The sequence below is a fragment of the Pseudomonas sp. SWRI50 genome (assembly GCF_014269095.1).
GTDB classification, from domain to species: domain Bacteria; phylum Pseudomonadota; class Gammaproteobacteria; order Pseudomonadales; family Pseudomonadaceae; genus Aquipseudomonas; species Aquipseudomonas kermanshahensis.
Genome location: NZ_JABWRW010000001.1, coordinates 141,614 through 155,259, shown reverse-complemented (window position 1 = coordinate 155,259; position 13,646 = coordinate 141,614). Strand labels below are relative to the sequence as shown.

Genomic DNA, 13,646 nt, shown 5'->3' with positions numbered 1-13,646 from the left:
GGTCAGCGCAGACCTCTAGGCATGCGCCATCCCTGTGGGAGCTGGCTTGCCGGCGATGGGCTGCGCAGCAGCCCCAACGGTTTAAACGGAGGAAGCAGCATGTCACTGAGCGTCTTCGACCTGTTCAAGATCGGCATCGGCCCCTCCAGCTCCCACACGGTCGGCCCAATGCGCGCCGCCGCACGTTTTGCCGAAGGCCTGCGCCGCGACGGCCTGCTGGCCAGCACGGTCAGCGTCAAGGCCGAGCTGTATGGCTCGCTCGGCGCCACGGGTAAAGGCCACGGCAGCGACAAGGCGGTGTTACTCGGCCTGGAAGGCGAGCACCCCGATACCGTCGATACCGAAGCCATCCCCGCCCGCCTGCAGGCCATCCGCGACAGCGGCCACCTGCGCCTGCTCGGCGAACACGGCATCGCGTTCGTCGAAAAGCAGCACCTGGCGATGATCCGCAAGCCACTGGCCTACCACCCCAACGGCATGATCTTCCGCGCCTTCGACCACGCCGGCCTGCAGATCCGCAGCCGCGAGTACTACTCGGTAGGCGGCGGTTTCGTGGTCGACGAGGACGCTGCCGGCCACGACCGTATCGTCGAGGACAGCACGCCGCTCCCCTACCCATTCAAGTCCGCCAAGGCGCTGCTCGGGCACTGCACCGCGCAACACCTGTCGATCAGCCAGGTGATGCTGGCCAACGAGGCGGCCTGGCGCCCGGAGGCCGAGACCCGTGCCGGCCTGCTGCGTATCTGGCAGGTGATGCAGGATTGCGTCGAGGCCGGTTACCGCCATGAAGGCATTTTGCCGGGTGGGCTCAAGGTCAAGCGCCGGGCACCGGCGTTGTACCGGCAACTCAGCCAACACCCGGAAGCCAGCCTGCGCGATGCGCTGTCGGTGCTCGACTGGGTCAACCTCTACGCGCTGGCGGTAAACGAAGAGAATGCCTACGGCGGCCGCGTGGTCACCGCACCCACCAATGGCGCCGCGGGCATCGTCCCAGCGGTCTTGCACTACTACATGCGCTTTGTACCGGGTGCCAGCGAAGACGGCGTGGTGCGCTTTCTGCTCACGGCGGCGGCCATCGGCATTCTCTACAAAGAAAATGCCTCCATCTCCGGCGCCGAGGTTGGCTGCCAGGGCGAAGTTGGCGTGGCCTGCTCGATGGCCGCCGGAGCCCTGTGCGAAGTCATGGGCGGTAGCGTGCAACAGGTCGAGAACGCCGCCGAGATCGGCATGGAACACAACCTGGGCCTGACCTGCGACCCGATTGGTGGGTTGGTTCAAGTGCCCTGCATTGAACGCAACGCCATGGGCTCGGTGAAGGCGATCAACGCCGTGCGCATGGCCTTGCGCGGTGACGGGCAGCACTTCGTCTCGCTCGACAAGGTCATCCGCACCATGCGCCAGACCGGCGCCGACATGAAAAGCAAATACAAGGAGACCGCCCGCGGCGGTCTGGCCGTCAACATCATCGAGTGTTGACCCGATAACAACACCAAGGAGTCACTGATGTCCGAAACACTGCTCAAGACCCCGCTGCACGCCCTGCACCTCGAGCTGGGCGCGCGCATGGTGCCATTCGCCGGCTATGACATGCCGGTGCAATACCCACTGGGCGTGCTCAAGGAGCACCTGCACACCCGCGAGCAGGCAGGCCTGTTCGACGTCTCGCACATGGGCCAGATCATCCTGCGCGGCAGCGACGCTGCCAAGGCGCTGGAAAGCCTGGTGCCCGTGGACATCATCGACCTGCCAGTGGGCATGCAGCGCTATGCCATGTTCACCAACGAACAAGGCGGCATCCTCGACGACCTGATGGTCGCCAACCTGGGCGATGACGTGCTGTTCCTGGTGGTGAACGCCGCCTGCAAGGACCAGGACCTGGCCCACCTGCAACAACACATCGGCAGCCGCTGCGAGATTCAGCCGCTGTTCGAGGCCCGCGCGCTGCTGGCCCTGCAAGGCCCGGCGGCGGTCAAGGTGCTGGAACGCCTGGCCCCGGAAGTGGCTGGCATGACCTTCATGCAGTTCCGCCCGGTCACCCTGCTCGGCGAAGACTGCTACGTCAGCCGTTCAGGTTACACCGGTGAAGACGGTTACGAAATTTCGGTGCCGGCCAACGCCGCTGACGCCCTGGCCCGCCGCCTGCTGGCCGAGCCCGAAGTGCAACCCATCGGCCTGGGTGCGCGCGACTCGCTGCGCCTGGAAGCCGGCCTGTGCCTCTATGGCCACGACATGAACACCCAGACCACGCCGATTCAGGCCAGCCTGCTGTGGGCCATCTCGAAAGTGCGCCGCGCCGACGGCGAACGTGCTGGCGGCTTCCCCGGTGCTGACATCATCTTTGGCCAGCAGCAGCACGGTGTAAAACAAAAGCGTGTCGGCTTGCTGCCGCAAGAACGTACACCGGTACGAGAAAGCGCAGAGATTGTCGATGCATACGGTAACCCGGTGGGCAAAGTCTGCAGTGGTGGCTTTGGCCCAACACTTGGCGCACCGGTTGCAATGGGTTATGTCGATATCGAACATGGCGCGCTAGACACATCACTGTTTGCATTGGTACGGGGCAAGAAGGTTGCCTTGAAAGTCAGCAAAATGCCTTTCGTACCGCAACGTTACTACCGTGGCTGAATGCAGAACATGAGGTCGGTGAACAGGCTCGCCCTATTCGATTTCGAACCTGTTCAATAACGAACGAACATGGCGCCAGCCCAGGCGCCATGCCGTTTGCGACAAATTGTTCGGCTATCGGCAAAAGCCCAGTTTTCCTGACGAGCAAGGGCTTGTTTTTCGCGCAGGAGTTGGCGTAGAGTCACTGCACTGTGTTTGCATGGGTCGCAACAGTTCGTGACCTGGGCCAGTAGCCGCAATCTGCTACAACCCGTTCGACGTCTCTTACTTTCCAGCAACCCAGCCCAGTCAGCTTTCATTCAATAACGATGTGAAAGTAACTGTTATCAAATTAATAGATTCATAGGAAATAAGAAAATGACACAGCGTCAGAACGGTACCGTCAAGTGGTTCAATGACGAGAAAGGTTACGGTTTCATCACTCCAGACAGCGGTCCGGATCTGTTCGTACACTTCCGTGCCATTCAAGGCAACGGCTTCAAAAGCCTGAAAGAAGGCCAGAAGGTTACCTTCGTAGCCGTTCAAGGCCAAAAAGGCATGCAGGCTGACGAAGTCCAGGCCGAAGCCTGATAATCCCTAAAAAAGAGCCCCTGCGTTGACGCGCAGGGGCTTTTTTTTGCCCGCAGTTCCCTAAAATGGGCCTTTGCCATCTGGAGCTGCAGCGTAATGTCCAAGCCTCCCCTCTTGCCTCAGGGTGACTTTCCGCCCGCTGGGCTAGGCCGCCGGCTGGCGGCGATGTTCTATGACTTTTTGCTGTGCACTGCCCTGCTGATCGTAACGGCGGGCGCTTACAAGATGATCCAGATGGCGATTATCGGCGAGGCCCGCATGCGTGAGCTGACCGATGCCGGGGCGCTGGATGGCGACCCGTTGTTGTCGACGATTCTGGTGTTCGCACTGTTTGGTTTCTTTGCCAAATTCTGGACCCACGGCGGGCAGACCCTGGGCATGCAGGTGTGGGGCGTGCGGGTGCAGAATACCGATGGCAGTGCCATCAGCCTGTGGCAGGCGCTGTTGCGCTTCGTGGTCTCGATCGCGTCGTGGCTGTGCCTGGGGTTGGGTTTCTTCTGGGCGTTGATCGACAAGCGCAAACGCGGGTGGCATGACATCTATTCGGAGACACAGCTGGTGCGGGTGCCGAAGCAGAAGAAATGACGCGCAGTTACGCACACTCTTCAATGCGGCCACCGTCTCTGTAGGAGCAGCCTTGTGCTGCGAAGAGGCCCGTGACAGCAGCCAAGATTGATTGTGCTGTCCCCGGCCTCTTCGCAGCACAAGGCTGTTCCTACAGGCCAAGGTCAAGCACACGCCTAAAGCCAGAATTGAACCCTCAAAAAAGCCGACCCTGAGGTCGGCTTTTGTACATCGATCAAACCCTCAACCCGCTCGGCGGAGTAACCACAACCCTGCCAGTGCGCAGATCCCGGCCGGTATCACGACCGCCAGCAACGGCGGGAACCCGAACACCTGGCTCGAAGGGCCTAGCAGGTCCTGCGCGATGCGGAACACGAAGCCCACCAGCACACCGGTGAATACCCGCTGGCCGAGGGTCACCGAGCGCAGGGGGCCGAAGATGAAGGAAATCGCCATCAGCACCAGTGCCGCGGTCACGGCCGGCTGCAACACCTTGGTCCAGAACGCCAGCCAGTAGCGGGCATTGTTCAAGCCTTGGTCGGACAGGTAGTGGATGTACTCCCACAAGCCGGTAATGGACAGCGATTCCGGCGCCAGGATCACGGTATTGAGCAGTTGCGGCGTGACCGAAACGTCCCAGCGCTCTTCCGGCGTCTTCACCACTTCCGTGTGGTCACCACGGAAATACGTGGTGCTGACATCGCTGAGCTGCCAGTGGTCGTCGTTGTACTGCGCCCGGCGGGCGAAGCTGGAGGTGACGATCTTGCGCTCACTGTCGAAACGGTAGCGGGTCACGCCCAGCAACAAACCATTGGGCTGCACGGCGTTGATGTGCACGAACTCTTCGCCCTGACGGTGCCACATACCCCGCTTGGAGCTCTGCGCCTCACCGCCACCCTGGGCCAGGGAACGGTCGGCCTGGGCCTTGTTTTCGGTGACCGGCGCCACGTACTCGCCAATCAACACGCCCACCAGCATCAGCACCAGCATCGGCTTCATGACCGCCCAGACGATACGGCCGATGGATACACCGGCAGCGCGCATGATGGTCAGTTCGCTGCTGCTGGCCAGGCTGCCCAGGCCGATCAGGCAGCCAATCAATGCCGCCATCGGCAACATGTCATACAAACGGCGCGGTGCGGTCAGCAGCGTGAACCAGCCGGCATCCATCACCGTGTAGGTGTCGCTCAGGTCACTCATCTCATCGATGAAGGCGAACAGCGAAGCCAGGCCGAGGATGATCCCCAGCACGGCCAAAATGGCCATGAGCACGCTCATGCCGATGTAGCGATCCAGTTTAACCACGGGCCACCTCCGCACGACGGGCAGCGCGTTTGAGGCTCAGCGGTTCCCAGTACATCAGCCCAAGCCCGATCAGCAAGAACAGGCCGTGCACCCACCACATGCCCAGGGCGATCGGCAATTTGCCCTTCTCGAGGGCGCCGCGTACGGAAATCAGCATTGTCAGGTAGGCCATGTACAGAAGAATCGCCGGCAGCAACTTGAGGAAGCGCCCCTGGCGTGGGTTGACCCGCGACAGCGGCACTGCCAACAGGGTCACGACGAAGACTAGGATCGGCAACGACAACCGCCATTGCAGCTCGGCGCGTTCGCGCAAGCCCTCCTGGCCGAACAATTGCGAAGTCGGAATAGCTTCGCGCTCGGTCACTTCCTCGCTGACTTCAGGCTTGGGCAGCAGTACGCCATAGGTGTCGTACTTGATGGCACGGTAATCGGCCTGACCAGGGTTGCCGTCGTAGCGGTAGCCGTTTTCCAGCACCAGGTAGCGGTTACCATCGGCCTGCACTTCCTGGTGGCCTTTTTCGGCGACCAGTACCGACGGGGCGCGGTCCTTGGTTTTGTCCTGGTTGAAGCGTTTTTCGGAGATGAACACGCCACCAAGGTTGATGCGGTCGTCCGACAGCTGCTCGGTGTAGGTCACCCGCGAGCCATCACGCAGGGTCTGGAAACGCCCAGGCACCAGGGTGTCGAACTCGGTCAGGGCATCCTGCTGGCTGATGATCTGCTGCACCTGGGCCACGCCCAGGGGCGCCAGGCTCAGGCTCAGCCAGGCAACCAGCAAGGCCACCAGGGCGGCGGGCGCCATGGTCAGGCCCAGCAGGCGCTGCTGGCTCATGCCCGTGGCCGACAGCACGGTCATTTCGCTTTCCAGGTACAAACGGCCGTAGGCCAGCAAAATGCCGAGGAACAGCCCCAAAGGCAGGATCAGTTGCAAGAAACCCGGCAGGCGGAAGCCCATGATCAGGAACAGCACGCTCGGGTCGAGCACGCCCTGCGCCGCCTGGGCCAGGTACTTGATGAAACGCCCACTCATGATGATCACCAGCAGCACGGCGCTGACGGCGCTCAAGGTCACCAGGACCTCGCGGGACAGATAACGAAAGACGATCAAACCAGACACTCCTGGGTTGTCAGGGCGGACTGCCAAACATTGGCGCCAAACAATGACTTAGTACAGCCAAGACCAATGTCGGTTCGCCACAGGCGAACCTCCATGTAAAGTGCGCGCATTATCCTGTGATTGACCGCCCCTGTCACTTGGCCGCGCATGAAGCCGCAAAACAGGGTTGTCAGCACGCTGGCCGCAGGCTCAAACTGGCAGCTTTTCCACGGGTACGCGACCACGCGGCCTGGCCCGCCCAGAGCGCTTGAATGCAAAGCGCCAACTGTATCGATCATTCGGGGACCCTGACATGGAACTGGTTGTAAAAAGCGTAGCTGCTGCATCCGTAAAAACCGCCACGCTGGTTGTACCGGTAGGTGAAGGCCGCAAGCTCGGCGCTGTTGCCAAGGCCGTCGACCAAGCCTGCGAAGGTGCCATCAGCGCCGTGCTCAAACGTGGCGACCTGGCCGGTAAACCGGGGCAGACCCTGCTGCTGCACAGCCTGCCAGGCCTGAAGGCCGAACGCGTGCTGCTGGTTGGCAGCGGCAAGGACGAAGCCCTGGGCGACCGCGCCTGGCGCAAACTGGTGGCCAGCGTCGCCGGCGTCCTGAAAGGCCTCAACGGTGGCGACGCCGTGCTCGCCCTGGATGATATCGCCGTCAGCAACCGCGACGCCCACTACGGCAAGTACCGCCTGCTGGCCGAGACCCTGCAAGACGGCGAATACGTGTTCGACCGTTTCAAAAGCCAAAAGGCCGAGCCACGCGCCCTGAAAAAGGTCACCCTGCTGGCCGACAAGGCCGGCCTGGCCGAGGTCGAGCGTGCCGTCAAGCACGCCACGGCGATTGCCACCGGCATGGCCTTCACCCGCGACCTGGGCAACCTGCCGCCCAACCTGTGCCACCCAAGCTTCCTCGCCGAACAGGCCAAGGAGCTGGGCAAGGCGCACAAAGGCCTCAAGGTCGAAGTGCTCGACGAGAAAAAGATCAAAGACCTGGGCATGGGCGCGTTCTACGCCGTGGGCCAGGGCAGCGACCAGCCGCCACGCCTGATCGTCCTCAATTACCAGGGCGGCAAGAAGGCAGACAAGCCGTTCGTGCTGGTGGGCAAGGGCATCACCTTCGACACCGGTGGCATCAGCCTCAAGCCAGGCGCCGGCATGGACGAGATGAAATACGACATGTGTGGCGCCGCCAGCGTGTTCGGCACCCTGCGTGCGGTGCTCGAACTGCAGCTGCCGATCAACCTGGTGTGCCTGCTGGCCTGCGCTGAAAACATGCCGAGCGGCGGCGCTACCCGCCCGGGCGACATCGTCACCACCATGAGCGGCCAGACCGTCGAAATCCTCAACACCGACGCCGAAGGCCGCCTGGTGCTGTGCGACGCCCTGACCTACGCCGAACGCTTCAAGCCCCAGGCGGTGATCGACATCGCCACCCTGACCGGCGCTTGCATCGTCGCCCTGGGTAGCCACACCTCGGGCCTGATGGGCAACAACGACGACCTGGTCGGCCAACTGCTGGATGCCGGCAAGCGCGCCGACGACCGTGCCTGGCAGCTGCCGCTGTTCGACGAGTACCAGGAACAACTGGACAGCCCGTTCGCCGACATGGGCAACATCGGTGGGCCGAAGGCCGGCACCATCACCGCAGGCTGCTTCCTGTCGCGCTTCGCCAAGGCCTACAACTGGGCGCACATGGACATCGCCGGCACGGCCTGGGTCAGCGGTGGCAAGGACAAGGGCGCCACTGGCCGCCCGGTCCCGCTGCTGACCCAGTACCTGCTGGACCGCGCTGGCGCCTGATGCCGTGAGGCCGGTGGCGCCTTGCGCGCCACCGGCCGGCAGAGACCACCATGAGCAAAGTCGATTTTTACATCCTGCCCACCGACGCCTTGTCGGCGCGGCTCGATTTCGCCTGCAAGCTGTGCGAAAAAGCCTGGCGCCTCGGCCACCGGGTCTACCTGCATTGCCAGGATGCCGAACAGCGCAGCGAACTGGACCAACGCCTCTGGCACTTCAAGGGCGAAGCCTTCGTGCCCCACGACCTCGCGGAGTTGCACGCGGATGCCACGGTGGCCTTAGGGATTGCTGAAGATGCCGGGCAACACAGTGACCTGCTGATCAACCTGGGCGCTGGCGTGCCCGCGTTCGTCGGCCAGTTCGAACGGGTGGCCGAGATCGTCGTCGAGGAGCCAGGCATCCGCCAATCGGCCCGTGAGCGGTTCCGTTTCTACCGCGAACAGGGCTATGCTCTGCAAGACCACCGCTTACAGCGACTTTGACGACGATGGACAAGCCTTCCCCTTTACCCGACTCCGCCCATCTGCTCGATGACCTCGAGTCGATCCGCCAGTTGCTTGGCGACGCCGACCTGCAACCGCCGCTGCTGACCGAGACGGTGGAGCAGATTCCACTGTTGCTGGACGAGCCCGGCGGCAACGCCGTGTCGGCCGTCGAGCCGATCGCCGCAGCCCCTGAGGAAGACCCGCAAACCCGCCGCCAGGACACCTTGCTGCACCTGGAAAGCGAGCTGCGCGCCGCAGCGCAGGCGATCATGCAAGACGTGATCAATGACTTTACCCCGCATATCGAGAACGAAATCAAGCGCCGGCTGGATGCGCGTATCGAGCGCTTGATCAAGCGTTCTGAGTGATATTTCGGGGCCGCTTTGCGGCCCATTCGCGGCACAAGGCCGCGCCTACAGGGATCGCGGTGCCTGTGGGCGCGGCCTTGTGTCGCGAAAGGGCTGCAAAGCAGCCCCCGGCCTGTCGCCTAAACCCTGTGCCTTCGTTATACTTTTCGGCTTTCCCGAATAAATGCACAGGGTCCCGCCGCGCATGGATAAGACCTACCAGCCGCACGCCATCGAAACTTCCTGGTACAACACCTGGGAGTCCGAGAACTATTTCGCTCCACAAGGTGCAGGTGAGTCCTACACCATCATGATCCCGCCGCCGAACGTCACTGGCAGCCTGCACATGGGCCATGGGTTCAACAACGCGATCATGGACGCCCTGATCCGTTTCCGCCGCATGCAGGGTCGCGACACCCTGTGGCAGCCGGGCACCGACCACGCCGGTATCGCCACGCAGATGCTGGTCGAGCGCCAGCTCGAAGCCAAAGGCCAGAACCGTCATGACCTGGGTCGCGAACAGTTCCTGGAAAAAGTCTGGGAGTGGAAGGACCAGTCCGGCGGCAACATCAGCCGTCAGATCCGTCGCCTGGGCTCGTCGGTCGACTGGAGCCGTGAGCGCTTCACCATGGACGACGGCCTGTCCGAAGCCGTCAAGGAAGCCTTCGTGCGCCTGCACGAAGACGGCCTGATCTACCGCGGCAAACGCCTGGTCAACTGGGACACCAAGCTGCACACGGCCATCTCCGACCTCGAAGTGGAAAACCACGACGAGAAGGGCCACCTGTGGAACCTGCGCTACCCGCTGGCCGACGGCGCCAAGACCGCCGAAGGCAAGGACTACCTGGTGGTTGCCACCACGCGTCCGGAAACCCTGCTGGGTGACGCTGCCGTCGCGGTCAACCCGAACGACGAGCGCTACCAGGCCCTGATCGGCAAGTTCGTCGAGCTGCCGTTGGTCGGCCGCCGCATCCCGATCATCGCCGACGACTACTGCGACCCGGAATTCGGCACCGGCTGCGTGAAGATCACCCCGGCACACGACTTCAACGACTACGAAGTCGGCAAGCGCCACAACCTGCCGCTGCTGAACATCTTTGACAAGAACGCGATGGTCCTGGCCAATGCCCAGGCCTTCAACCTCGACGGCAGCGTCAACGAGCAGGTCGACACCACCCTGCCCGCCCAGTACGCCACCCTCGACCGCTTTGTCGCGCGTAAGCAGATCGTCGCCGACCTTGATGCCCAGGGCCTGCTGGTCAGCATCGACGACCACGCCTTGAAAGTGCCGAAAGGCGACCGTTCGGGCACTGTCATCGAACCCTGGCTGACCGACCAGTGGTATGTCTCCACCAAGCCGCTGGCAGAGCCTGCCATCGCCGCCGTGGAAGATGGCCGCATCCAGTTCGTGCCCAAGCAGTACGAGAACATGTATTTCTCCTGGATGCGCGACATTCAGGACTGGTGCATCAGCCGCCAGCTGTGGTGGGGCCACCGCATCCCGGCATGGTACGACGAGGCCGGCCAGGTCTATGTCGGCCGTGACGAGGCTGAAGTCCGCGCCAAGCACAACCTGGGCGCCGATGTTGCCCTGCGCCAGGACGACGACGTACTCGACACCTGGTTCAGCTCGGGCCTGTGGACCTTCTCGACGCTGGGCTGGCCAGAACAGACCGAGTTCCTCAAGAAGTTCCACTCCACCGATGTGCTGGTCACCGGCTTCGACATCATCTTCTTCTGGGTTGCGCGCATGATCATGCTGACCATGCACCTGATCAAGAACGAGGACGGCACCCCGCAGGTTCCGTTCAAGACCGTGTACGTGCACGGCCTGGTGCGCGATGGCCAGGGCCAGAAGATGTCCAAGTCCAAGGGTAACGTCCTGGACCCGCTGGACATCGTCGACGGCATCACCCTCGACGCCCTGTTGGAAAAACGCACCAGCGGCATGATGCAGCCCAAGCTTGCCGAGAAGATCGCCAAGCAGACCAAGGCCGAGTTCCCGGACGGCATCGCCAGCTACGGCACCGACGCCCTGCGCTTCACGTTCTGCTCGCTGGCCTCGACCGGCCGCGACATCAAGTTCGACATGGGCCGCGTCGAAGGCTACCGCAACTTCTGCAACAAGATCTGGAACGCCGCCCGCTACGTGCTGGACAAGGGCGAGGACTGCGGCCAGAACGGCGAAGCCTACGAGCTGTCGCTGGCCGACCGCTGGATCATCTCGCAACTGCAGCGTACCGAAGCCGAAGTGACCCGCCAGCTGGAGCAGTTCCGCTTCGACCTGGCCAGCCAGGCCCTGTATGAGTTCATCTGGAACCAGTATTGCGACTGGTACCTGGAACTCTCCAAGCCTGTGCTGTGGGACGAGAACGCCCCGGTCGAGCGCGCCCGTGGCACCCGTCGCACCCTGGTGCGCGTGCTGGAAGTGGCCCTGCGCCTGGCGCACCCGTTCATGCCGTTCATCACTGAAGAAATCTGGCAGCGCATCGCGCCGCTGGCTGGCATTCAGGGCAAGACCATCATGCTGCAGCCGTGGCCGGTGGCCAATGAAAGCCGCATTGATGCCGCTGCCGAAGGTGACATCGAGTGGCTCAAGGAGCTGATGGTCGGCCTGCGCAACATCCGCGCCGAAATGAACATCGGCCCGGGCAAGCCGTTGCCTCTGTTCCTGAAAAACGCCAATGCCGACGACCAGCGCCGCCTGCAAGAAAACGAAGCCCTGCTGAAGAAACTGGCCAAGGTCGAGTCGTTCACCGTGCTTGGCGATGCCGACGAAGCGCCACTGTCGGCCACCGCACTGGTGGGTGATCTGCAGGTACTGGTGCCGATGGCCGGCCTGATCGACAAGGACGCCGAACTGGCTCGCCTGAACAAGGAGATCCAGCGTCTGCAGGGTGAAGTCCAGCGCGTGGGCGGCAAGCTGTCCAACGCTGCCTTCGTCGACAAGGCACCGCCTGCGGTGATCGAGAAGGAACGCGCCAAGCTGGCAGAGTCCGAACAGGCCCTGGCCAACTTCACCGAGCAGCATGCGCGGATTGCAGCGCTGTAACCTGACAATGCTGACCTGACCAGCGAGGGCTTCGCCCTCGTTCGCGGCACAAGGCCGCTCCCACAGGAATCGCGCTGCCTTCAAGGAGCCCCACTATCCTGTGGGAGCGGCCTTGTGCCGCGAAGGGGCCGCACAGCGGCCCCCTGGCCAGCACCTGCAGCACCGGACCTGACCATGACCCAGAAACCCACCCTGCACCCGCGCAACCGCCACCAGGGTCGCTACGACTTCCCCAGCCTGATCAAGGCCCACCCTGACCTGGCCCGCTTCACCATCACCAACCCGCACGGCAAACCCAGCATCGACTTCGCCAACCCCGAGGCGGTACGGGTGTTCAACCGCGCCTTGCTCAAGGCCCAGTACGGTATCCAGCACTGGGACATCCCCGCCGACTACCTGTGCCCGCCCATCCCCGGTCGCGCCGACTACATCCATGTGCTCGCCGACCTGCTGGGCGAAGACAATGCGGGTGAGATCCCCAAGGGCGCCCAGGTGCGCGCATTGGACATCGGCGTGGGTGCCAACTGTATCTACCCGCTGATCGGCCACAGCGACTACCGCTGGCGCTTCCTGGGGTCGGATATCGACCCTGTGGCACTGGCGTCGGCCAAGGCCATCGTCCAGGCCAATGGCCTGAGCAAGGCCATTACCCTGCGCCAGCAGGCCAACCGCACGCACATTCTCAGCGGCCTGTTGCAGGCGGACGAGCGCTTCGACCTGACCCTGTGCAACCCGCCCTTCCATGCCTCACGCGATGAAGCCACCCGCGGCAGCCAGCGCAAGTGGAAAAACCTGGGCAAGCAGGACCCCAAGCGCAAACTGCCCGTGCTCAATTTCGGCGGCCAGAACAACGAACTGTGGTGTGAGGGCGGCGAGATCCGCTTCGTGACGCAACTGGTCGGGGAAAGCGCGCAGTACGCCGAAAGCGTGCTGTGGTTCACCAGCCTGGTGTCCAAGGCCAGCAACCTGCCAGGCATCGAGGCTGCGCTGAAAAAAGCGGGCGCCAAGGCCGTGCGCATCATCGAGATGGGCCAAGGGCAGAAGCAGAGCCGCATGGTCGCCTGGAGCTTCCAGGACGACAACGCGCGCCAGGCCTGGCACGCACGGCGTAAAACACAAGGCTGAAAAAAACCGCGCCCGGGCAAGCCCGGGCGCGGTTTCGTCACAGCGTCAACAATTACTTGTTGATGGCGTCGGTCAGCACTTTGGCTGGCACGAACTTGACGACTTTCTTGGCAGCGATTTCGATGGCAGCGCCAGTCGAAGGGTTGCGGCCGGTACGGGCAGGACGCTCGGAGACTTTCAGCTTGCCGATGCCTGGCAGGGTGATTTCAGCGCCGTTTTCCAGTTGGTCAGCAACGATCTGGCCCAGTTGCTCCAGTGCGTTTTTGGCGGTGGCTTTTGGCGCGGCGATCGATTCGGCGATGTCGGCAATCAGTTGGTCTTTGGTCAATGCCATGGTGATGTTCCTTCCCTATCAAATTCAGTAGTTAAGCAGCGAGCTACGACGTTATCGGGCCAGCCCCTGAATTCTGGAGGGCCGCGCCAATCGCGTATGTAGATACGTAAATCGGCGTTTGGTTCGACACGACGCTAGCGTGCTGCCAGCAATGCGCCACGCGAGGGGCGCAAGACCGCGCAAAGCTACCACAGGAATGGATAAATATCCGCTGCGCACTTCGATTTAATGCAGGTTTTTCGGGGGTTTTAGCTTAAAACGCACAAAACTGAACAAAAAACGAACAACCGGCATTTCTGCCAACATCCGGCCACTGCATCACCTTGTCTCTGGGGTAAA

Annotated in this window: 12 protein-coding genes; 9 read left to right on the top strand and 3 right to left on the bottom strand. The window is 62.6% G+C overall.

Annotation, left to right across the window (positions count from 1 at the left end; translation table 11 throughout):
- Positions 1-99 precede the first annotated feature (99 nt).
- The 4 genes from HU750_RS00765 to HU750_RS00750 all read left to right on the top strand — a co-directional run bounded on the left by HU750_RS00765 (position 100) and on the right by HU750_RS00750 (position 3,780).
- Positions 100-1,476, top strand: a complete 1,377-nt coding sequence (locus HU750_RS00765; protein WP_186675668.1) for an L-serine ammonia-lyase — start codon at positions 100-102, stop codon at positions 1,474-1,476.
- Positions 1,477-1,500: 24 nt separating this feature from the next.
- Positions 1,501-2,625 (top strand): glycine cleavage system aminomethyltransferase GcvT, encoded by a 1,125-nt coding sequence (gene gcvT / locus HU750_RS00760; RefSeq protein WP_186676183.1) that lies wholly within the window; start codon positions 1,501-1,503, stop codon positions 2,623-2,625.
- 357 nt (positions 2,626-2,982) lie between these two features.
- Complete coding sequence (locus tag HU750_RS00755) at positions 2,983-3,195, top strand: cold-shock protein (protein WP_186675667.1); 213 nt, start codon at positions 2,983-2,985, stop codon at positions 3,193-3,195.
- A gap of 96 nt (positions 3,196-3,291) precedes the next feature.
- Positions 3,292-3,780 carry an RDD family protein gene (locus HU750_RS00750; protein ID WP_099428405.1) on the top strand — a complete coding sequence of 163 codons (489 nt, stop codon included), beginning with the start codon at positions 3,292-3,294 and terminating at the stop codon, positions 3,778-3,780.
- A gap of 222 nt (positions 3,781-4,002) precedes the next feature.
- On the opposite strand, the gene lptG is transcribed toward HU750_RS00750, so the two are convergent.
- Both lptG and lptF read right to left on the bottom strand, forming a co-directional pair.
- Complete coding sequence (lptG, locus tag HU750_RS00745) at positions 4,003-5,064, bottom strand: LPS export ABC transporter permease LptG (RefSeq protein WP_099453018.1); 1,062 nt, start codon at positions 5,062-5,064, stop codon at positions 4,003-4,005.
- Positions 5,057-6,172: an LPS export ABC transporter permease LptF gene (lptF, locus tag HU750_RS00740; protein ID WP_027595632.1), complete on the bottom strand. Its 1,116-nt coding sequence runs from the start codon at positions 6,170-6,172 to the stop codon at positions 5,057-5,059. Before lptF ends, lptG begins: the two co-directional genes overlap by 8 nt.
- 301 nt (positions 6,173-6,473) lie before the next feature.
- Between lptF and HU750_RS00735 the strand changes: the two genes are divergently transcribed.
- The 5 genes from HU750_RS00735 to rlmF all read left to right on the top strand — a co-directional run bounded on the left by HU750_RS00735 (position 6,474) and on the right by rlmF (position 12,973).
- Positions 6,474-7,967 (top strand): leucyl aminopeptidase, encoded by a 1,494-nt coding sequence (locus HU750_RS00735; protein ID WP_186675666.1) that lies wholly within the window; start codon positions 6,474-6,476, stop codon positions 7,965-7,967.
- 50 nt (positions 7,968-8,017) lie between these two features.
- A complete protein-coding gene (locus tag HU750_RS00730; protein WP_099428403.1) occupies positions 8,018-8,446 on the top strand; it encodes a DNA polymerase III subunit chi in 429 nt (142 codons plus the stop codon).
- 5 nt (positions 8,447-8,451) lie between these two features.
- Entirely contained in the window at positions 8,452-8,817 is a 366-nt protein-coding gene (locus HU750_RS00725; RefSeq protein ID WP_099428402.1) for a DNA polymerase III subunit chi, read from the top strand.
- Positions 8,818-9,001: 184 nt separating this feature from the next.
- A complete protein-coding gene (locus HU750_RS00720; protein ID WP_027595627.1) occupies positions 9,002-11,848 on the top strand; it encodes a valine--tRNA ligase in 2,847 nt (948 codons plus the stop codon).
- 174 nt (positions 11,849-12,022) lie between these two features.
- Entirely contained in the window at positions 12,023-12,973 is a 951-nt protein-coding gene (gene rlmF, locus HU750_RS00715) for a 23S rRNA (adenine(1618)-N(6))-methyltransferase RlmF (RefSeq protein ID WP_186675664.1), read from the top strand.
- Positions 12,974-13,025: 52 nt separating this feature from the next.
- Here rlmF and HU750_RS00710 read toward each other — a convergent pair whose 3' ends face one another.
- Complete coding sequence (locus tag HU750_RS00710) at positions 13,026-13,307, bottom strand: HU family DNA-binding protein (protein WP_003255106.1); 282 nt, start codon at positions 13,305-13,307, stop codon at positions 13,026-13,028.
- Positions 13,308-13,646: the final 339 nt, after the last annotated feature.